At 51.1% G+C, this 19,997-nt stretch carries 22 protein-coding genes; 1 reads left to right on the forward strand and 21 read right to left on the reverse strand.

Annotated elements, in window-relative coordinates; translation table 11 throughout:
- Positions 1-10: 10 nt before the first annotated feature.
- The 11 genes from CXIVA_RS02485 to CXIVA_RS02530 form a co-directional block, all read right to left on the reverse strand.
- Positions 11-664 carry an ABC-2 transporter permease gene (locus CXIVA_RS02485; RefSeq protein ID WP_013976442.1) on the reverse strand — a complete coding sequence of 218 codons (654 nt, stop codon included), beginning with the start codon at positions 662-664 and terminating at the stop codon, positions 11-13.
- The gene (locus CXIVA_RS02490; RefSeq protein WP_013976443.1) at positions 661-1,380 is read right to left on the reverse strand and encodes an ABC transporter ATP-binding protein; all 720 of its coding nucleotides are present in this window, start codon (positions 1,378-1,380) and stop codon (positions 661-663) included. The genes CXIVA_RS02485 and CXIVA_RS02490 overlap by 4 nt, the downstream gene beginning before the upstream one ends.
- Before the next feature lie 178 nt (positions 1,381-1,558).
- Positions 1,559-1,702: a 4Fe-4S binding protein gene (locus CXIVA_RS14080; RefSeq protein ID WP_013976444.1), complete on the reverse strand. Its 144-nt coding sequence runs from the start codon at positions 1,700-1,702 to the stop codon at positions 1,559-1,561.
- Positions 1,703-1,848: 146 nt separating this feature from the next.
- Positions 1,849-2,661, reverse strand: a complete 813-nt coding sequence (locus CXIVA_RS02495; RefSeq protein WP_013976445.1) for a protein-ADP-ribose hydrolase — start codon at positions 2,659-2,661, stop codon at positions 1,849-1,851.
- Between the two features lie 331 nt (positions 2,662-2,992).
- Entirely contained in the window at positions 2,993-3,304 is a 312-nt protein-coding gene (locus CXIVA_RS02500) for a type II toxin-antitoxin system RelE/ParE family toxin (protein ID WP_013976447.1), read from the reverse strand.
- Positions 3,294-3,554: a type II toxin-antitoxin system Phd/YefM family antitoxin gene (locus CXIVA_RS02505; protein ID WP_013976448.1), complete on the reverse strand. Its 261-nt coding sequence runs from the start codon at positions 3,552-3,554 to the stop codon at positions 3,294-3,296. The genes CXIVA_RS02500 and CXIVA_RS02505 overlap by 11 nt, the downstream gene beginning before the upstream one ends.
- Before the next feature lie 499 nt (positions 3,555-4,053).
- On the reverse strand, positions 4,054-4,383 hold the full coding sequence (locus CXIVA_RS02510) for a hypothetical protein (protein ID WP_013976449.1): 330 nt from the start codon (positions 4,381-4,383) through the stop codon (positions 4,054-4,056).
- Positions 4,384-4,424: 41 nt separating this feature from the next.
- Positions 4,425-6,002, reverse strand: a complete 1,578-nt coding sequence (gene guaA / locus CXIVA_RS02515) for a glutamine-hydrolyzing GMP synthase (protein ID WP_013976450.1) — start codon at positions 6,000-6,002, stop codon at positions 4,425-4,427.
- Positions 6,003-6,165: 163 nt separating this feature from the next.
- Positions 6,166-7,335 carry a malic enzyme-like NAD(P)-binding protein gene (locus CXIVA_RS02520; RefSeq protein WP_013976451.1) on the reverse strand — a complete coding sequence of 390 codons (1,170 nt, stop codon included), beginning with the start codon at positions 7,333-7,335 and terminating at the stop codon, positions 6,166-6,168.
- 81 nt (positions 7,336-7,416) lie between these two features.
- Positions 7,417-8,361 carry an NAD(P)-dependent oxidoreductase gene (locus CXIVA_RS02525; RefSeq protein WP_041727563.1) on the reverse strand — a complete coding sequence of 315 codons (945 nt, stop codon included), beginning with the start codon at positions 8,359-8,361 and terminating at the stop codon, positions 7,417-7,419.
- A 52-nt stretch (positions 8,362-8,413) separates the two neighbouring features.
- Positions 8,414-9,250, reverse strand: coding sequence for a carbon-nitrogen hydrolase family protein (locus CXIVA_RS02530; RefSeq protein WP_013976453.1), 837 nt, complete (start codon positions 9,248-9,250; stop codon positions 8,414-8,416).
- A gap of 266 nt (positions 9,251-9,516) precedes the next feature.
- Between CXIVA_RS02530 and CXIVA_RS02535 the strand changes: the two genes are divergently transcribed.
- Positions 9,517-10,647 carry an Ldh family oxidoreductase gene (locus tag CXIVA_RS02535; protein WP_013976454.1) on the forward strand — a complete coding sequence of 377 codons (1,131 nt, stop codon included), beginning with the start codon at positions 9,517-9,519 and terminating at the stop codon, positions 10,645-10,647.
- 125 nt (positions 10,648-10,772) lie between these two features.
- Here CXIVA_RS02535 and CXIVA_RS02540 read toward each other — a convergent pair whose 3' ends face one another.
- The 10 genes from CXIVA_RS02540 to purE form a co-directional block, all read right to left on the reverse strand.
- Entirely contained in the window at positions 10,773-12,104 is a 1,332-nt protein-coding gene (locus CXIVA_RS02540) for a HAMP domain-containing sensor histidine kinase (RefSeq protein WP_013976455.1), read from the reverse strand.
- Positions 12,105-12,237: 133 nt separating this feature from the next.
- On the reverse strand, positions 12,238-12,909 hold the full coding sequence (locus CXIVA_RS02545; protein ID WP_013976456.1) for a response regulator transcription factor: 672 nt from the start codon (positions 12,907-12,909) through the stop codon (positions 12,238-12,240).
- A gap of 42 nt (positions 12,910-12,951) precedes the next feature.
- Entirely contained in the window at positions 12,952-13,563 is a 612-nt protein-coding gene (locus CXIVA_RS02550; RefSeq protein WP_013976457.1) for a GTP pyrophosphokinase, read from the reverse strand.
- Between the two features lie 291 nt (positions 13,564-13,854).
- Positions 13,855-15,189 (reverse strand): citrate synthase, encoded by a 1,335-nt coding sequence (locus tag CXIVA_RS02560; protein ID WP_013976458.1) that lies wholly within the window; start codon positions 15,187-15,189, stop codon positions 13,855-13,857.
- Positions 15,182-15,670, reverse strand: coding sequence for a transcriptional regulator (locus CXIVA_RS02565; protein ID WP_013976459.1), 489 nt, complete (start codon positions 15,668-15,670; stop codon positions 15,182-15,184). The genes CXIVA_RS02560 and CXIVA_RS02565 overlap by 8 nt, the downstream gene beginning before the upstream one ends.
- Positions 15,671-15,732: 62 nt before the next feature.
- Positions 15,733-16,404, reverse strand: coding sequence for an HAD family hydrolase (locus CXIVA_RS02570; RefSeq protein WP_013976460.1), 672 nt, complete (start codon positions 16,402-16,404; stop codon positions 15,733-15,735).
- Entirely contained in the window at positions 16,394-17,668 is a 1,275-nt protein-coding gene (gene purD, locus CXIVA_RS02575) for a phosphoribosylamine--glycine ligase (RefSeq protein WP_013976461.1), read from the reverse strand. The genes CXIVA_RS02570 and purD overlap by 11 nt, the downstream gene beginning before the upstream one ends.
- An 80-nt stretch (positions 17,669-17,748) precedes the next feature.
- Entirely contained in the window at positions 17,749-18,378 is a 630-nt protein-coding gene (purN, locus tag CXIVA_RS02580; RefSeq protein ID WP_013976462.1) for a phosphoribosylglycinamide formyltransferase, read from the reverse strand.
- The gene (purM, locus tag CXIVA_RS02585) at positions 18,372-19,397 is read right to left on the reverse strand and encodes a phosphoribosylformylglycinamidine cyclo-ligase (protein WP_013976463.1); all 1,026 of its coding nucleotides are present in this window, start codon (positions 19,395-19,397) and stop codon (positions 18,372-18,374) included. The genes purN and purM overlap by 7 nt, the downstream gene beginning before the upstream one ends.
- A 41-nt stretch (positions 19,398-19,438) precedes the next feature.
- The gene (purE, locus tag CXIVA_RS02590; protein WP_013976464.1) at positions 19,439-19,942 is read right to left on the reverse strand and encodes a 5-(carboxyamino)imidazole ribonucleotide mutase; all 504 of its coding nucleotides are present in this window, start codon (positions 19,940-19,942) and stop codon (positions 19,439-19,441) included.
- Between the last annotated feature and the right edge of the window lie 55 nt (positions 19,943-19,997).

Consider the following 19,997-nt stretch of genomic DNA (forward strand, 5'->3'; position numbering starts at 1 on the left):
ATGCCACCTCTTATAAATCAATCATTTCAAAATCAACACACGCTTTTCTGTATGAAACACCGGTCAGAAGGATATAAAGTATGACTCCGCCAAGAAGCAGAAAAATCTGCAGCACGATATGCTCAAAACCGAAGGCATTCAGCGCTTCCATTCCCGGAACGTGATGCAGCGCCTCCGCTGCTCCAATGGACAGAAAAGCCACAGCGATATAAATGACAAACGGCTTTCCAAGCTGGTAGGCGGTTCTGAAAAATCCGCCGAGAAAGATCGCGTTAAACAATCCGAAAACAAATAATGCAGCCCCAAGGAAAAACGGATTCGCATTCATCAAAGCATTCTCCCTGTATACAGCTGCATCCTTCAGGAGTGTCATGCGCAGTGCCGTCAGGAGTGCCATCAGCACAAATCCGCCAAACTCGATCAAAATTACAAACTGATATTTTCCCTTCACAACATCACGTTTCGATACCGGCAGCAGCGCTGAATAAACGATATCGTTCGCTTCTCTGGCGTTCTGAAAACTCCGATATATCCCCAGAGTAAGAAAGAACACGCCGCAGAGAATCGGATAGCCCGGCAGCATTGTCATAACCCCGAACCCAATAAACAGATAGGTCAGAACGAGCGCACTGAGGCGCATTTCCTTTTTCAGCAGTGCATTCATGGCAGCGCCTCCCTCTCCATTCTCAAAAAGACCTCTTCCAGAGATTCCTCCGGTTTTCCGCATTTCCTGAGAAACGCTTCCTTCGGAAGGTTTTCCTGAATTTCTCCATGCCTGATGTAAATAATGTTGTCCGCGCACCGTTCCAGATCGGATGTGATATGTGTCGAAAACAGAATCGTGACACCGTGTTCTTTCAATGTCTTAAACAACGTTATAATCTCATCCCTTGAGAAAGGATCCAGTCCGCTGGTGGGTTCATCAAGGATCAGCACCTCCGCACCGTGGGAAAGCGCCAGCAGCAGATTAAATTTCACCTTCATTCCATCTGACAGCTCCATCGGCTTCTTGTTTTCATCAATCGCGAAGAGCGCCCTGTATTTCCGATATGCTTCTTCTTCCCAGTTCTGGTAGAACATTTTCGTAACACTGACAATTTCCCGGATCGTCTTTCTCGGATACCAGCTGACCGCGCCGGTCGAATAACCGATCCGCTGCTTAATCTCTGCCTCATGCCCCGCGAGCGGTATCCCAAAATACGAAATTTCCCCGCTGTCCGTATGGATCAGATTCAGCATAGACTTGATTGTAGTCGTTTTTCCGGCACCGTTGCGCCCGATAAAGCCTGTGATCTTACCGGCTTCCAGCAGAAAGGATACATTCTTCAGCCGGAATGCCGGATAGGCTTTGCAAACATTCCGCAGCTCTGCAATATTCATAGTCACCTCCCGATAAATGAACCCGAAAATGAATTTCTATGAATAATGTAAGGTTCAGTTGCCTTCTGATCAACCAACTGCAGATAACAGGAGCTGTATGAATTGGTTGCATAGATGCGGCTTGGGACCGAGCAAAAAAAGAACGGACAGAACCTCACAGATTCTGCCTAACCGTTCCTTACATCTCTTTTGCTATTGCCCCGGCAGGACAGACCGGTACGCAGTTTCCGCAGTGCAGGCACCGGTTCTGATCGATGGCCGCCACAACTGTGGAGTGGATGTCCTCCACCAGTATTTTTAAGTAATCCTGCGTATTCAACATTTTTCTGCTCCTCATTGAGAAAAGGCTTCTGTCCATCGTACTGTGCCTGCGTGTTATTTTCCCTGCGTCTGCAGCCCGTCCCATCAAAGCCGTGGTTTACTGTCTCTGTGATCCCATTGGTAAATGAGAAACGCTTCCACAGATGTCTAGCCAAGCAATATCTTCCTGTAAATATCCCGATCACTGTCTTTAAACACATTGAAAATAACGCGGCGTACTGTGGTATCCGGATGTGCATCGAGCCAGCTTCTTACCGTACTCACAGCGATTTCCGCCGCCTTATCCTGCGGAAAATGGAAAACACCGGTTGAAATACAGCAGAATGCAACGGATTCCAGTTGATGATCGGATGCTGTCGAAATAACTGACCGATAGCAGGAGGCCAGCAGTTCCTTATCCTTCCCGGTGACCCTTCCGGACACAATCGGTCCCACGGTATGAATGACGAAGCGCGCCGGAAGATTGTATCCCGGCGTAATCTTCGCTCTGCCGGTCGGCTCTTCATGGCCCTGCGTTCTCATGATCTGACAGCACTTTTCCCGCAGCTCTGCGCCTGCCATTGTATGAATCATATTGTCAATGCAGCCATGCAGCGGTGAGAAACATCCGAGCATCTGTGAATTAGCAGCATTCACGATTGCATCCGCCCTCAGCGTCGTGATATCGCCCTGCCAGAGAGAAAGCCGCTGATCCAGTTCAGCAGGCGGCAGAGCCGCTGCCTCTGTGACCCCCTTTTCCCCGGTAATGCTTTTCAGGACTTCTGACTGTACCGCATAGAAATCATCCGGCAACGTGTGTCCGGTATCTCCGGACGGCATACGGACATTGCAGAGTGCACGGTACAGATCAAATGCCTGTTTAGGATCATCAGGCAGAGCGTATTCCGCGTACTCCGGCATTTCCTCTTCCAGACATTGAATCAGAAAATGAAGTTTTTCCATCTGCTCATTGTCATTCATATACTTTCCTCCTCGCCGTATCACTTTGGTTGCAATATAAAGTATTACAATATATTTGTCAAGCTGGTTCTTTACTGTATAAAGCCGTCGTCTGATAAGAGGTTTTTGGCACACAAAGCATATGCGAAAAACTGCCTGCTTTCCTCAATATTCCAGCTAACAGATCCGGCCGGACTTCCTTTTTCTGAACGAATTCACGATTTTTAAAAATAAACATAATTGTAAAAAGCACTGACTGACTTACTTCCTGTAAATCAGCCAGTGCTCCTTCTGTATCAAATCATCCAGATGTCAGAGATTGTTGCCAAAGGGTTTCCACGGTTTGTTTAGATTACAACTTAGTACGGTAATTTTCCAGCATATGAAAGAATCCTGCCAGATATACTGTTTCTCCATCCACTCTGTAGATGAACACATAATCATGCTTTTCCAATGTCAGCTTCCGGTATCCTTTTGACTGCAGATAAGGATCTTTGCAGAAAGCAAAAGACTCTGCTGTTTCCTCAAGCAGGTCATATGCGTGTTCGATGTCATCTAAAACCGCACTCGCTGCGGAAGGATTTCTCAAAGTATTTACAATATAGCTGATGCATTTATCGATCTGGTGCTCTGTATGTTCCGGGATAGCGAGCTTATAAGCCATAATTCTTCCTCACATCAGACAATGCTTCTCTGGCCGATCTGGTTTTTCCGCCCCGAATCTCATTTTCGGAAATCTCCAGCTCACGGTAGAGCTGCTCCTTCTGATGCATCTCCTCGAAGACCTCCATGCTCATCAGCACCATATCGCCATATCCATTCTTCGTTACGAAAATAGGATCAGAACTCTTATGGCACATTTCGGAGACTTTTGCTGTATCCTTTAAATCTTTGATAGGAATGATCTGTGGCATATAATCACCTCCCGTTTTTCATTAATCATGTCTTATTTATACCATAATTATGGGTTTTTCGCAACACTATCTGCAACACCGATCAACTTCAAATCGATACAAAGCAAACGGCAGCTGCCGCAAAATCCACTGCCATATCAGTCCCGCTTCTTTTCTGACTTTTTCATTTCCTCTTCATCTCGATTTCATGCGTTGTCTTGTCAGACACCAATTTCTTCCATCGAGGTTTTGTTGTAATGATACCTGCTATCCTATTAGAACTATCTGTACTTTGTATTTTTGCGATTTCACAGCATCATGTCAATGCAGCCATGCAGCGGCGAAAAGCATCCGAGCATCTGCGAATGAGCAGCATTCACGATTTTTAAAAATAAACATAATTGTAAAGAGCACTGTCTGACTTACTTCCTGTAAATCAGACAGTGCTCTTTCTGTATCAAATCATCCAGATGTCAGAGATTGTTGCCAAAGGGTTTCCCCTAATAGTATATTCATGTCATCAGTCTTTAAGTGGCATGTTCTCCAGCTGCCTGCTCTGATCACGTCCAACATAAATCACATCTGTTACCTGAACCTTTTTGGCATCCGTGTCAAGCCAAAAGTAGATATAGAGATTGATTGCTGCAGTTTCATTCATCGGGAACGAATTAATCTGGCTAATGATCACCTGATAGATAAACAGAAATCCAATGCCGTATAGAAACACAGAAGACCTGAAATACATATCGCTTCGAGCCACTTCGCCAGTCTCTTCGAGACCGGCGAAGACACGGCTGTCGCCGCATAAAAACGGCAGAAGCATCTCTTCCGCGAGCAAGCTCGCTTCCATCTATGCTCCCGCCGTTTTTACATGGCTCGTAGCTTACGCGATTATTCAAATTCAATCGTCCCCGGCGGCTTCGAGGTCAGATCATAAAATACCCGATTGACTCCCTTTACCTCATTAATGATCCGGTTCATGACTTTATCCAGCACGTCATACGGAATTCTGGAAATCTCCGCCGTCATAAAATCCACCGTACGGACTGCACGCAATGCCACCGCGTAGTCATAGGTACGCTCATCCCCCATGACACCCACGGAACGCATATTGGTCAGCGCGGCAAAATACTGATCCGGCTTCCAGGGCGCCTCCTGGCCGGAATGCATGCGGGCATAATTTTCTGCCGCGTGATCCACCACTTCCCGGTAAATCGCGTCCGCTTCCTGCACAATACGCACCTTTTCCGCCGTCACGTCTCCGATGATGCGGATGCCCAGTCCGGGTCCCGGGAACGGCTGACGATAAACCAGATATTCCGGAAGGCCAAGCTCCAGACCGGCTCTGCGGACTTCATCCTTAAACAGGTCTCGTAAAGGCTCGATGATTTCCTTGAAATCGACATAATCCGGCAGACCGCCGACATTATGATGGGATTTGATCACAGCGGATTCTCCGCCCAGACCGCTCTCCACCACATCCGGATAGATGGTGCCCTGTACCAGATAGTCGACAGCGCCGATTTTTTTCGCTTCTTCTTCAAATACGCGGATAAATTCTTCGCCGATAATCTTTCGTTTTTTCTCCGGTTCTGTTACGCCTGCAAGTTTTTCATAAAACCGGTTCTGGGCATTGACACGGATGAAATTCAGGTCATAGGGTCCATTGGGGCCGAATACGGATTCCACCTGATCCCCTTCATCCTTACGCAGCAGGCCGTGGTCCACAAATACGCAGGTCAGCTGACTGCCCACTGCCTTTGCCATCAGTACCGCTGCCACAGAGGAATCCACGCCGCCGGATAATGCCAGAAGCACCTTTCCGCTGTCGACTTTTTCCCGGATCTGCTGAATGGTGGTTTCCACAAAGGACCCGATCTGCCAGTCGCCTGCGCAGCCGCAGATTCTGGAAACAAAGTTTCCAAGCATTCTGCTTCCTTCCGGTGTGTGAAGCACTTCCGGATGGAACTGAATTCCGTAAAGTTTTCTCTCTGTATCCTGTACAGCTGCTGCCGGACAGTTTTTGGTAGCGGCAATCACTTCAAAACCGGGCGCTGTCTTTGAAATATAGTCAAAATGGCTCATCCAGCAGGTCGTCTCTTCCGGCACGCCGGCAAACAGCTGCGCGGACGTATCCACCCGCAGGTCGGTCCTGCCGTATTCCTGCGCTTCCGCACGCTTCACTTCGCCGCCTAAAATATGCTGCATCAGCTGCGCGCCGTAGCACAGTCCCAATACCGGGATCCCCAGTTCAAACAGTTCTCTGGAACAGCTTGCGGCTCCCGGCGCGTAACAGCTGTCCGGGCCTCCGGTAAGGATGATTCCCTTTGGATTCATTTGTTTTATTTTTTCGATGTCGGTCCGATAGGAATAAATCTCGCAATAGACATGATTCTCACGGACACGGCGCGCAACCAGCTGATTATACTGGCCGCCAAAGTCAATGACTATGACTAATTCTCTTGCCACCTGTGTTCCTCCCGCTTCTGCAGAACTCAATCTGCGGATATATTTTGATTTTTGTAAATACAGTGTACCGTATCCCGGATTTTTGTCAACTGTCTCTTCCTGTCCGCCAGAAAAGACTCCCGGCCCCGCAGACACGACTGCCGGACCGGCATATCCTTCGGCTCTAAATCCGGGCTGCCCCGCTCTCCCTGGCCGCCTGAGCCACTGCTTCTGCAACCGCCTTTCCTACACGCGGGTCAAAAGCCTTCGGTATGATATAGGTTTCACTGCGTTCCTCATCGGTAATCAGACCGGCAATCGCGCGGGCAGCTGCCAGTTTCATCTCTTCATTGATCTCTCTGGCCCGCACATCCAGGGCACCGCGGAAGATTCCCGGAAATACCAGCACGTTGTTGATCTGATTCTCAAAATCCGAACGGCCGGTGCCGATCACCCGCACGCCGGCTTCTTTTGCCACATCCGGCATAATTTCCGGCACCGGATTGGCCATGGAGAATACGATGGCGTCCGAATTCATGGAAGCGGCCATTTCTGCAGTTACCGCGCCCGGCGCGGATACGCCGATGAACACATCGGCGCCTTTCATGGCGTCTGCCAGTGTTCCCTGCCGGTTTTCCGGATTGGTCAGGCGGGCGATCTCTTCTTTGGCAGGATTCAGATGATCCCGGCCCTCATAGATGATGCCGGATCGGTCACACATGCAGATATTGCGGAAACCGTCGCGAAGCAGCAGTTTGCAGATGGCAATACCCGCGGAACCGGCGCCGTTCATAACGATCTTTACTTCTTTGCCTTTGCCGGTTACTTTCAGCGCGTTGATCAGTGCCGCCAGAACCACAACCGCCGTGCCGTGCTGATCATCGTGGAATACCGGTATGTCACAGATTTTCTTTAATTTTTCTTCGATTTCAAAGCACCGGGGCGCCGCGATATCCTCCAGGTTGATGCCGCCGAAGCTGCCGGAAATCAGGTAAATGGTGCGGACGATTTCGTCCACATCCTTGGAACGAATGCACAGCGGAATTGCGTCCACATCGGCAAATGCTTTAAAAAGTACTGCCTTTCCTTCCATAACCGGCATCCCTGCCTCCGGCCCGATATCTCCAAGTCCGAGAATAGCCGTGCCGTCTGTCACTACCAGACAGGTATTCCATCGTCTGGTCAGTTCGAAGGATTTATTATAGTCTTTCTGAATTTCCAGACAGGGCTGGGCCACGCCCGGCGTATAAGCCAGGCTCAGGTCTTTGGCATTTTCCACCTTTACCCGGGGAAGAATCTCGAATTTTCCTTTTTTTTCAGCATGAAGCTGTAAGCTCTCTTCTGCGATTGTCATTGCGTTCTGCTGTCCTTTCTGCTTGTTTCACCGCGTTTCTGACTGCTTCGCGATGGTTTTCCAGTTTCACAGTGTTCTGACTTATTTTACGATATTCTGCGGAGTTCCCGCCAGATACCGGGCAATATTCTCAAAAACAATGTGCGCCCGTTTCACCATGGCTTCCTTTGAGGCAAACGCGACATGGGGCGTCACAATGGTATGCTTGGCGGTCAGCAGCGGATGATCTTCGGGAATCGGCGGTTCCATCTCAAAGACATCGATGCAGGCGCCTGCGATTCTGTCCTGATTCAGCGCGTCCGCCAGTGCCTGGCTGTCCAGAACCGGTCCTCTGGCCAGGTTGATCAGGATGGCATTTTTCTTCATGCGGGCAATCTGCTCCGCGCTGATCATTCCTTTGGTTTCCGCATTATTCGGCATGTGCAGGGAAATAATATCCGACGTGCGCATGACTTCTTCCAGACTCATATAGGTAATATACGGAATATCTTTCACCGTACGGCTGTAGGCCACCACTTCACAGCCAAAGGCGTCCGCGATTTTCGCCACGCGGGTACCGATGGCGCCGGTTCCGATAATACCGAACCGTTTTCCCTCCAGTTCATGGCCGATCAGGCCGTCCTTGGTTCCGCCGTGCCGGACTGCCTCATCACAGGCTGCAATGTTGCGCATCAGCGAGATCAGCATGCCGAAGACCAGATCCGATACACAGGCTGTGGAATATCCTGCGCAGTTATTGACCATGATTCCCCGGTCCCTGCAGGCATCCATCGCCACATGATCCACTCCGGTAAATGCGATGTCCAGCAGCTTACAGTTCTGAAAGCCGCGGATTGCCTCATCGGTCAGCGGAATATTGGTGTCTACCACTGCTTCCGCGTCTGCCGCCCGGGCAATCTGCTCCTGAGGATCCGCGGTGACGGTATCATAGTAAATGACTTCTGCGTCTGCTCCCAGATGTTCCTCCGCAATGGCATACACCTGTTCTTTCGGAATACCCAGCGGTTCGATAATTGCTGTTTTCATCATACCCTCTCCTTACTCTTTGCTGTAAAAATGTAACTATATATCTGTCTGTCTAAAAACGCCGGATCCGGCTGCTGTCCAGATGATAAATATCTTCTCTGCGGTTTTTCAGAGAAGGAATCTGTCCACGCACCCGCGCCACCCGGTCGGGATCAATCTCTGCCACGGCAAATCCTACCCCTTCCCCCACTTCCGCCAGGATGTTTCCCCAGGGATCAATGATCATAGAATGCCCGTAGGATGTCATATCCGGTTTTTTCCCCCACTGATCCGCTGCGATCACATAGACGCCGTTCTCAATCGCTCTTGCCCGCAGCAGGACTTCCCAGTGGTCCTTGCCTGTGTTTTTGGTAAAATTGGCCGGTACCAGAATGATTTTGGCGCCTTTGAGCGCAAGCAGCCGGTACAGTTCCGGAAAACGCAGGTCATAGCAGATGGAAAACCCCAGACAGCCGAGATCTCTGGTATCTGCCAGCACCACCTCGTCTCCCACCGTTCTGGTGTCGGACTCTTTCCAGGCAAGTCCGTCACTTAACGTCACATCAAAAGGATGCAGCTTGCTGTACCGGGCCGCGATCCTTCCCCTGGGATCAACCAGCAGCGAAGTGTTTTTCGGTTTGCCGCTGTCACTGCGTTCCGCCAGGCTGCCGGCCAGGATCCAGATCTGTCTTTTGACGGCTTCCTGACAGAAAAACCGCGAAGTCTCTCCCGGTATGCTTTCCGCATGGGCCCGGCTGTTTTCACCGATATAGTTCACATTTTCCGGAAACACAGCCAGCTGAACCCCCTGTGCGCACACCGCGTCCAGCAGCAGACCGGCCTGTTCCAGATTCTCACTGACGCTGTCCTGCGTATCCATCTGGCAGACAGCCGCCTTGAATTTCTCCATAGTAGCCTCTCCTATCTGCCGGCCGGCATCTGCCCGTCCGGCTTTCCGATCATATGCTGTTAGTATAGCATGATTTCCATTGTATCTACAAGAATACAGATCCTTCCTTTTTCCCGTCCGGCATGGCCTTTCCTCTTCTCCCGCCTGCTCCCTGTCCGTTTCGGAATACATCCGGAAAAAAACATTGCCCCGCTTTACTTCACTACAGTGCCATGATAAAATTGTATACGATTGATCTGAGGAAAAGAAAAGGAGGCATATTTCTCATGGCACATGTCAAAATCAAAGCAGAGACCATGGATGCATTCTGTATGGATGTATTCACCCGTTTCGGATTTTCCAAAGAGGACAGCCGCACCATTACAGATGTTTTGCTGCTCTCAGATATCTACGGTATTGAATCCCACGGCGCCCAGCGTCTGGTCCGCTATCACAAGGGCATTCAGAGCGGTATGATCAAGGTAGACGCCAAACCGGAAATCGTATTCGAAACCCCGGTATCTGCCGTAGTGGACGGCCACGAAGGCATGGGACAGCTCAACGGCCGCTTCTGCATGGAACTTGCCATTCAAAAAGCAAAAACCACCGGTACCGGAATCGTTACCTGCCGGGAATCCAACCATTACGGCATTGCGGGATATTATGCGAAAATGGCCTGCGACCAGGGACTGATCGGCATCAGTTCCACCAACAGTGAAGCCATCGTCGTTCCTACCTTTGGCAGAAAAGCCATGTTAGGCACCAATCCCATCGCCATCTCCATGCCCGCGGATCCCTATCCCTTCTTTTTTGACGCGGCTACCAGTGTAGTGACCCGCGGAAAATTTGAAATGTACAACAAAGCGGAAAAACCGGTGCCGGACTGCTGGGGTGCGGATGAGAACGGCCATCCCTGCACGGATGCCGGCCATGTGCTTGCCAATATCAAAGCAAAAGCCGGCGGCGGGATCCTTCCTCTGGGCGGCGCGGAAGAACTGACCGGAAGCCATAAAGGCTATGGATATGCCATGATTGCCGAAATCTTCACCTCGATTCTGTCCATGGGCATGACGTCGCCTCACAATCTGGTAGATAATCACGGCGGCACCTGCCACTGCTTTATCGCCATCGATCCGAAGATCTTCGGTGACGCGGAAGCCATCAAAAAGCATCTGTCCGAGTTTCTGACCGAGCTCAGGGAATCTCCGAAAGCCCTCGGAAAGGAACGGATCTACACCCATGGCGAAAAGGAAATCCTTGCCACTGCTGACCGGAAAGCAAACGGCATTGATGTGGATGTCAAGACACTGGAAGAAATGAAGGACTGCGCTGCCTACGTCGGCGCGGACTTTGACCGGTACTTCGGAGATCTGGGTATCAACGTTCAGTTCCACCCGGAAGAACACACCCAGTATTAAATCTTTTTCCCGGTTTCCAGGTCTCCAGAAGACGAGGGAGCATGCACCCATGCAGCGGTGTATGCTCCCTCGTCTTTCGTTTTTTTGTATCTTTCCTTCGGTTTCTGTTCTTTCGTATCTTTAGCTCAAAACCTGCATACAAAAGAAATCATTCCTTCTTTCCATTCTGCCTCAATGGTTCCCTTATACTGGTGCACAATGCTCTCCGCCACCGAAAGCCCGATGCCGTATCCGCCTTTTTCCGTATTATGAGACTGGTCTTCCCGGTAAAAACGGTCAAAAAACCGGCTGAAATCCACATTTTCTCCCTCTGCGTAGGAATTTGAAATAATCAGGCGGATATTTTTATCCTTTTTCCAGCCGATTCGCATATTGTTTCGGTTCAGCAAAGTCACCTGCACTTTTCCGCCGTCATCACAGTATTTAATAGCATTGTCAATCAGCAGAGAGGTCAGCTGCCGGACCTGGCTGGCATCTGCCCGGAACATCACCGCGTCATCCAGCTGAAGAACCAGTTCTTTCTGATCCTGTTTCGCCAGGGCGGAAAAAGGTTCCACGGTTTCCCGCACCAGCTCGGTCATATTCACATCCGTCACTTCCCCCACTTCCTGTTCTTCCGCCCGGGAAATCATCACCAAATTCTGGATCAGGCCATCCATTCGATCGATCTGACGCCTGGTGGAACGGGTCCACTCATTTTCGCCGTTCATCATTTCCTCGACTTCCGTATTGGCGCGGATCACAGCCAGAGGCGTCTTCAGCTCATGGCTGGCATTGGTCAGGAACTGTTTCTGGCGTTTCATGTTTTCCAGTTCCGGACGAATAATCAGATCGGACAGCCGCAGCAGCAGAAGATAAGTCAGAAGAAGGCCGGCTCCGCAGATCAGGATGGTCAGAAAGATCAGGCGCGCTTCTGACTGCAGCTGGGAAGTGCAGTCCAGAAATACCACGATCGTATTGCCCTCTTCATTGACCTGGCGCAGATAAAAGTAGACTCTGTGCCTGCCATAGGAAAATTTTCTTCTCAAAACCTTTTTTGCGTATTTTTCGGCAGTTTCACCGGTTACGCTGGCAATATGGCTGGTCTTTACCTTCTGCACCGTACCGTTTTTATCAAAGATCACGGCAAAATATCTGGCGGAATAGTGAAACTCGGAAGAAAAACTGTTGAGCCGGTTTTCTACCCGTGTTTCATTCTTTTCTTCATCCGACTCCTGGGAAGAAGAATTCCCGGTACTGCCGGAATCACTGTTTTCTGCCTGATACGCGTCCGCGTCTTTTTTCAGTGTTCCGTTATTGTCCGCAATATAGCTCAGGGTCGAATAGATCAGCTGGCGGGAAGTGACCACATTCGTCGTGTTGATCAGCGTTCCGATAAAAGCCATGACCAGAATTGCTGCCACGATGAACATTTTTATGAATTTTTTTCTTAATTTGCGAATGGTTCTCTCGTTCATCGGTCCTCCTCATTCTGATCCTGCTGACCGCCCGCAGAAGCCGGCCGCGTCCGCCTGCGGCTCCGGCCGCGTTGTTTCTACACTCCGACCGCGTCCTTTCTGATGAATTCCGCCCTTGCCCTGCGGCTCCCGGTCAGGAAACTCTGATCAGCTGGAAACTGCCGCCTTTGCTGCCCGCAATCGTCAGTTCCGCATCGACGGAATCCAGCTTGCCCTTCAGGTAGGAAATATAAAGCCAGACCGTATCCTCCGTGGCATCCGGTTCATTGGCCCACACATGTTCCAGCAGGTATCCGGTATCCAGCTCCCTGTCCGGATTCATGATCAGTGTCTGCATCAGTTCAAATTCCTTAATGGACAGACGCACGGAATTGCGCGCTGTCATTTCAAAATTGTCCGCCCGCAGCTCCAGATTTGCGATCTGCATATCCCGCAGTGTGTATTCTTCCCGGCGGCGGGTCATGGATTTGACCCGGGCGATCAGTTCCTTCATGGCAAATGGCTTTGTCAGATAATCATCCGCCCCGGCATCCAGTCCGACTACCCGGTCATCGATTTCCGCTTTGGCGGTCAGCATGAGCACCGGCGTCAGAATGTTTGCGTTCCGCATCTCTGTCAGTACTTCCAGTCCTGTTTTTCCGGGCATCATAATATCCAGAATCACTCCGTCATAGACATTGGTGCGGATCCGCTCCATCGCTTCTTCGCCGTCATAGACAGGGTCCACTTCGTAACCGGAATGCTCCAGGACGACACAGACGGCCCTGCTCAGTTCTTTGGTATCTTCTGCAAATAACAGTTTCATATCGGTTTCCTTTTGATCGTATCCTTTCCGAACCGGCACGCCTTACCGGCTGTCCGCATTCATAATCATATCCCGGATGGTCTGCATGGATACATCCGTGGATGCCAGTTCATCGGCACAGCGCTTCAGTTCCGCGCTGATCAGCTTCTCATTGTCCGGCACTTTTTTCTTGTACTTCATATGGTGCTCCAGCGCCGCCCAGGTATCCATGGAAATCGTCCGCAGCTGAATTTCCGCATAATACCCCCGCACCTGCAGAATCATGTGATAGCTGCGGTATCCGTTGGGTTTGGCGTGATGAATATAGTCTTTTTCCTCAATCAGTGTATACTCCGGTACGGTAAGCAGCCGGTCGCGCATGTCATAGACATCCTTTAAGAAGGCGCAAACGACGCGGATCCCGATGGCATCATGAATTTCCTGCAGGGCGGAAGCTTCCGTCTCCGGGAGCCCCTTTCTTCTGCATTTTTCCCGCATGCTGTCTTCACTTTTGATGCGCGAAAGACAGTGCTCTACCGGATCCGATCCCAGCTCTTTGCTCATTTCCGTGCGGAACTGCCCGATTTTTTCGAGTATTTCCTGCATCACCGCTTCCATCTGCGGAAGGTGTGTGCCATAGATGCTGTTCGTTTCCGTATTTTCCGCTGAATCCATAAATCTGCTCCTTTTCTCAGGCTTATGGCTGACAGCTCCTGCCGGCTTTCATCCGGTCATCCTGTCAGCACACAAAGAGTATACCACAAAATACCTGCGCAGACCCTTTCTTCACACATTCTTCATGAACTGTCGGTACTCCTGTTTTCTGCTTGTTCACCCGTTCTCCGTTTGCCCCGTCCACGCCCCGGCCGCACGTTCTGTCCTCCGGTACCTCCCGGAAAGAAAAAAAACCGGAACCGCCGCACATTCGCGTGCTTCGGTTCCGGGCAGGTTTTTCTGTCTGCTGTTTTACTCTTTTTCCGTCATTACACTCATATATGCCGGACGGATGATCTTGTCGGTACAGATCAGTTCTTCCAGACGGTGGGCGCTCCAGCCCACGATTCTCGCAATGGCAAAGATCGCGGTATACAGCTCCTGAGGAATTCCCAGCATGTCATAAACAAAGCCGCTGTAAAAATCCACATTGGGGCACACCTTTTTCGGCAGTTTGCGTTTTTTCGCCAGAAGCTCCGGCGCCAGTTCCTCGATGTTCTGGTACAGGGCGAAGTCTTCCTGACGGCCCTTTTCTTCTACCAGCTGTTCCACATAGGACTTAAATACCCGTTCCCGGGGATCTGACAGGGTATATACCGCATGGCCGATTCCATAAACCAGGCCCTTTCCGTCAAACGCGTCTCCGTCCAGGATCCGGTTTAAGTAGGCCGCCACTTCCTCCTTATCGTCGAAGCGGCTGACATGGCTGCGGATATCGCTCATCATTTCCATGACTTTGATATTGGCTCCGCCGTGTTTCGGCCCTTTCAGAGAGGCCATGGCCGCCGCGATGGTGGAATAGGTGTCGGATCCGGAAGAGGTCACCACACGGGTGGTGAATGTGGAATTGTTTCCGCCGCCGTGTTCCATATGCAGAATCAGCGCGGTATCCAGTACCTTTGCCTCCAGTGGTGTGTATTTCTGATCCGGACGCAGTAAAAGGAGAAGATTCTCCGCAGTGGACAGTTCCGGATCCGGGAAATGAATGTACAGGCTGTCCCCGTTTCTGTAATAGTTGTAGGCGTGATACGCATACGCCGCCAGCAGCGGAAATTCCGCAACCAGCTGGATGCACTGGCGCATGGCGTTCGGTACGCTGGTATCCTTCGCCCGGTCGTCATAGGAAGCCAGGGACAGGATTCCTTTCATCATATTGTTCATCAGATCATCACTGGGCGCCTTCATCAGTACATCCCGCACAAAATGGGAAGGCAGCTGACGCTTTCCGCCCAGATACTCCCGGAATTCCTCCAGCTGTCTGCCGCTCATCATCTCGCCGGTCAGCAGAAGCGCCGCTATCTTTTCGTATCCCAGCTCCTGCGGTCCGAGATTTTTCAGAAGACTTTCAATCCGGTATCCCCGGTACCACAGCTGTCCGTCACAGGGAATGCTGCGGCCGTCCACTTCCTTGAAGGATACGATTTTTGAGATACTGGTCAGACCGGTGAGGATTCCCTTTCCCCGGTCATCCCTCAGTCCCAGATTGACGCCGTACTCTTCAAACAGCACCGGGGCAATCCGGTCATTGGCCCTGCTGATTTCACTCAGCTGGCTGATGTATTCACTGTCATTGTTCCAGTTATTCATTCTTTTCCTCCCATGCTTCCAGTTCTTCCTGGAATACTTCATCCAGCTGCTCCATCTGTATCAGGAGATTCAGCATATTTTCCTTTCCGAACTTCTGGATGACATTGGAGAAATATTCTTTCAGATTCTTCTCCTGTCTGCTCAGCACTTCCCGGCCCAGGCTGGTGGTCTGAATATAGGTCCCCTCGCTGCCGTCTCCGTCATGGGTCCAGGAAACCAGTCCTCGGGCTTTGATGTCTTTGACCAGATCGGAGGCCTGACGGATGGTGATTTCCAGCATTTCCGCAATGTTTTTCAGGTAGGTTTTTCCGTCTTCTGTTTCCTTTTCATTCTGTACCGCCGCATGCAGAATCACATATTCCTGCACAGACAGTTCATTCATGAAATTAAAGACATGTTTCCTTCCAAAAAGATATCTCTGAAAAACCAGCTCATAAGAAAGATTTCCGATATCATCGGAACGTTTCAGTTTGTGTGTCATACCGTACTCCTTTTCTCTTTTTTCTGCCTGGAGAACCATCCGTCTGCCGCCGAGCCGTTTCCTTATTTTTCCTCTGTCAGCAGCTCTGTCAGACTGCGGATCTCCGGTACCGGACGGTCCACAGAACCGAATCCGTAAGACGCGTAGACAAAGGGCACCCCAGCCTCCCGGCAGGCGTCCAGATCTCCCTGGGTATCGCCCACGTAACAGCAGGATCCGATCCGGTGTCCTTCTATCATCTGTCTTAAATTATCTGCTTTTCCTCTGCCGGTATCGCCCCAGCACAGCGTATCCGACACATAGCGGCGGAAGCTGTAATGATCCAGGAAGGCCTCAATATAGCCCTGCTGACAGTTGCTGATGATTCCGATGCTGCAATGCCTGTCCGCAAGGCCGGCAAAGGTCTCCTCCAGTCCCGGATACAGCACCGCGCCTCTGGTTCTGAGCCAGGAATTTTCCAGTTCCATACAGTGCCCCATGACCTCCATGGCTTCTTCAAAGGGCAGTTCCGGAAGCAGCGCCCGGGCAAAGCAGTCCATGGTTTTTCCCATGTAAGACAGAAGCTGTTCCCGGGTAATCCGGATCTGTCTGGTGAAAGGATTCTCCCGAAAGGCTGTATTCCAGGCCTCTGTAATCAGTTCAGTGGTGTCCCAGAGTGTGCCGTCCATATCAAAGATGATCCAGGAATTCTCTTCTCTGCCGGACAGCGCCTCCGGCCAGTATTCAGGCTTCATCGATGGCCTTGCCGATATCATGGCGCATGTATTTGTTGGAGAACTGTACCCATTCGGTGGCTGCGTATGCATTGGCCCGGGCTTCCTGCAATGTTTTCCCCTTGGCGGTCACGCCCAGCACCCGGCCGCCGTTGGTGACAAAATTGCCGGCTTCATTTCGTTTGGTTCCCGCATGGAAGCAGTAATAGCCTTCGTGTCTGTCAAATTCGTCCAGTCCGCTGATTTCAAATCCTTTTTCATAAGACACGGGATATCCGTCGCTGGCCAGGACCACACAGACTGCTGCATTGTCTTCAAACTGCAGATCAATCTGATCCAGGGTTCCGTCAATGCATGCCTCCATCACATCAATAATGTCATTCTTCATCCGGGGCAGTACCACCTGTGCTTCCGGATCGCCAAAACGGGCATTGTACTCCAGCACTTTCGGTCCGTCTTCCGTCAGCATCAGGCCAAAGAAGATAATTCCCTTGAATTCTCTGCCTTCTGCGGCCATGGCATCCACTGTAGGCTGGAAAACATATTTTCTGCAGAATTCATCCACTTCCGCGGTATAGAAGGGACTTGGTGAAAAGGTACCCATACCGCCGGTATTCAGTCCCTGATCCCCGTCTTTGGCCCGTTTGTGGTCCTGAGCGGAAGACATGATCTTGATGGTTTTGCCGTCACAGTAAGTCAGTACAGAAACCTCCCGGCCGGTCATAAATTCCTCCACGACCATATGGTTGCCGGCAGAGCCGAACTTCTTATCTTCCATGATTTCCTTCACACCTGCACGGGCTTCTTCCAGTGTCTTGCAGATCAGCACACCTTTGCCAAGGGCAAGTCCGTCCGCCTTCAGAACGATCGGCATAGGAGCCGTCTCCAGATAAGCCAGCGCTTCTTTCGGATCATCAAACGTCTCATACGCCGCGGTGGGAATCTTGTATTTTTTCATCAGGTCCTTGGAAAATGCCTTGGATCCTTCCAGAATAGCCGCGTTTTTCCGCGGTCCGAACACCCGCAGGCCTTCTTTTTCAAATACATCCACAATGCCGCCCACCAGGGGATCATCCATGCCGATGATGGTCAGATCGATCTGGTTCTCTTTTGCGAAATCCGCCAATTTGTCGAATTCCATGGCTCCGATGGGCACCAGTTCCGCGATCTGTCCGATGCCCGCATTGCCCGGCGCGCAGTAGATCTTATCCACACGGCTGCTTTTTGCCACGCTGGCAGCAATGGCGTGCTCTCTTCCGCCGCTTCCTACAATCAGTACTTTCATGATGATATCTTCCTTTCTGTTTCTGACAGCATATGAATTACAACAAGGAACCCGCATGCCGCAGGTTCCTTCTTTTTCTCTTATTCTTCTGTAATGGCGTGTCCGTCCACTACCTTCACTTTACCGTGGGCAATCCGGTCAATCACTGCCGGAAGAATCACCCATTCCGCCTGTTCCATGACACGGCGCTGCAGGATCTCCGGAGTATCCCCCGTCTGTACCGCCACGGCCTTCTGCGCGATAATCGGCCCGCCGTCTGTCTCGCCGGCCACCACAAAGTGGCAGGTGGCTCCGGTAATTTTCACATCCCGGGCAAGGGCAGCTTCATGAACTTTCAGGCCGTAATATCCGCTCCCGCAGAAAGAGGGAATCAGGGACGGATGGATATTAATGACCCGGTAGCGGAACCGGTTCAGGATCTCCGGCGGAATAATCACCAGAAAACCGGCCATAACGATCAGGTCCGGATCCAGGTCTTCCAGCTCCTTTAAAAATACCCGGTGAAATTCGTCCCTGGTGGGATAATCTTTCGGAGAAAGTACCTGTGTCTCTATTCCGGCTGCTTTGGCCCGCTCCAGCGCGTATGCCTTGTAATTGTTGCTGATGACACGCACAATCTCAGTATCGGTAATCCGCTTCTCCTGGATCGCGTCAATGATCGCCTGCAAATTTGTGCCGCCTCCGGACACCAGCACTGCTACTCTTAACATAAAGTAACTCCTTTGTCTCCGGCTTCAATCGTTCCGATCACATAGGGAGTCTCTCCCGCTGCCCGGATTGCCTCTGCCGTCTGATCCGCATCTGCCGGATCTACTGCCAGTACCATACCGATGCCCATATTGTAGGTATTGTACATCATCTTCTCTTCGATCTGTCCCTCCCGGGCAAGCATGCGGAAAATCGGCGGAACCGGATAGCTGTCTTTCCGGATCACTGCCCGTGTGCCGTCGATCAGCATCCGGGGAACATTTTCATAGAAACCGCCGCCGGTCACATGGCTGCAGGCCTTGATGGTCACACCTGCGTCTTTGATGGATTTCAGCGCTTTGACATAGATCTTGGTGGGAACGATCAGCGCCTCGCCCAACGTGGTCCCCAGTTCCTCATGGTAGGTGTTCAGCGTCTCTTTGTCCATCTGGAATACCTTTCTGACCAGGGAGAATCCGTTGGAATGCACGCCGGAAGATGCCATGCCGATCAGCACGTCGCCGGGTTTCAGATCCGCGCCGGTGATCAGATCTTTCTCATCCACCACACCTACGGCAAATCCTGCCAGGTCATACTCGTCCTCCGGATAAAATCCGGGCATCTCTGCCGTCTCGCCGCCGATCAGCGCCGCGCCGGACTGTCTGCATCCTTCTGCCACACCGCTTACAATTGCGGCGATTTTTTCCGGATAGTTCTTGCCGCAGGCAATGTAATCCAGGAAAAACAGCGGTTCTCCTCCTGCGCACGCGATATCATTGACGCACATGGCCACACAGTCAATGCCTACGGTGTCATGTTTGTCCAGCAGGAACGCAAGTTTTAATTTGGTGCCCACTCCGTCCGTTCCGGATACCAGGGTGGGTTTCTCCATGTTTTTAAAAGCTTCCGCGGAAAATGCCCCGGAGAATCCGCCCAGACCGGTCAGCACTTCCGGCCGCATCGTGGACTGTACATGTTTTTTCATCAGTTCGACTGACTTGTAACCTGCTTCTATATCAACGCCAGCGTTTTTGTAATCCATTCTTTCCTCCATCTCATACGGGATCTGTCCCTGTCTCTGTGTTATTTGTATGCTTTCCAGCCGGTTTCCTGCAGTTTCGCGTCTTTGGCCGCCACTTCCTCTTTCTGCGCTTCGCAGTATGCTTTCAGGCGGTCTAACAGCTCCGGATCAGAAGCCGCCAGAATCTTCGCTGCCAGAATGCCTGCATTGGCTCCGCCGTTGATCGCCACTGTGGCAACCGGAATGCCGGTAGGCATCTGTACAATGGAATACAGGGAATCCACGCCGCCCAGATCAGAGGTTTTCATAGGAATGCCGATGACAGGAAGCGGAAACAGTGCCGCGCACATTCCCGGCAGATGCGCTGCCTTGCCGGCGCCTGCAATGATTACTTTATATCCGCGGGATTCCGCGCTTTTCGCGTATTCGAAGAAAATATCCGGTTCCCGGTGCGCTGAGATAATATTCATCTCATACTCGATTCCGAGTTTTTCCAGTACTTCCGCTGCTTTTGCCATCACAGGCATATCCGAGTCGCTGCCCATGACGATTCCTACTTTTGCCATAGTATCTCTCCTTACAATGATTCATCTGATCCGCCAGCTGATACACCGGGGGTAA

The sequence above is a fragment of the Clostridium sp. SY8519 genome (genome assembly GCF_000270305.1).
In the GTDB taxonomy this organism is placed as follows: domain Bacteria; phylum Bacillota; class Clostridia; order Lachnospirales; family Lachnospiraceae; genus SY8519.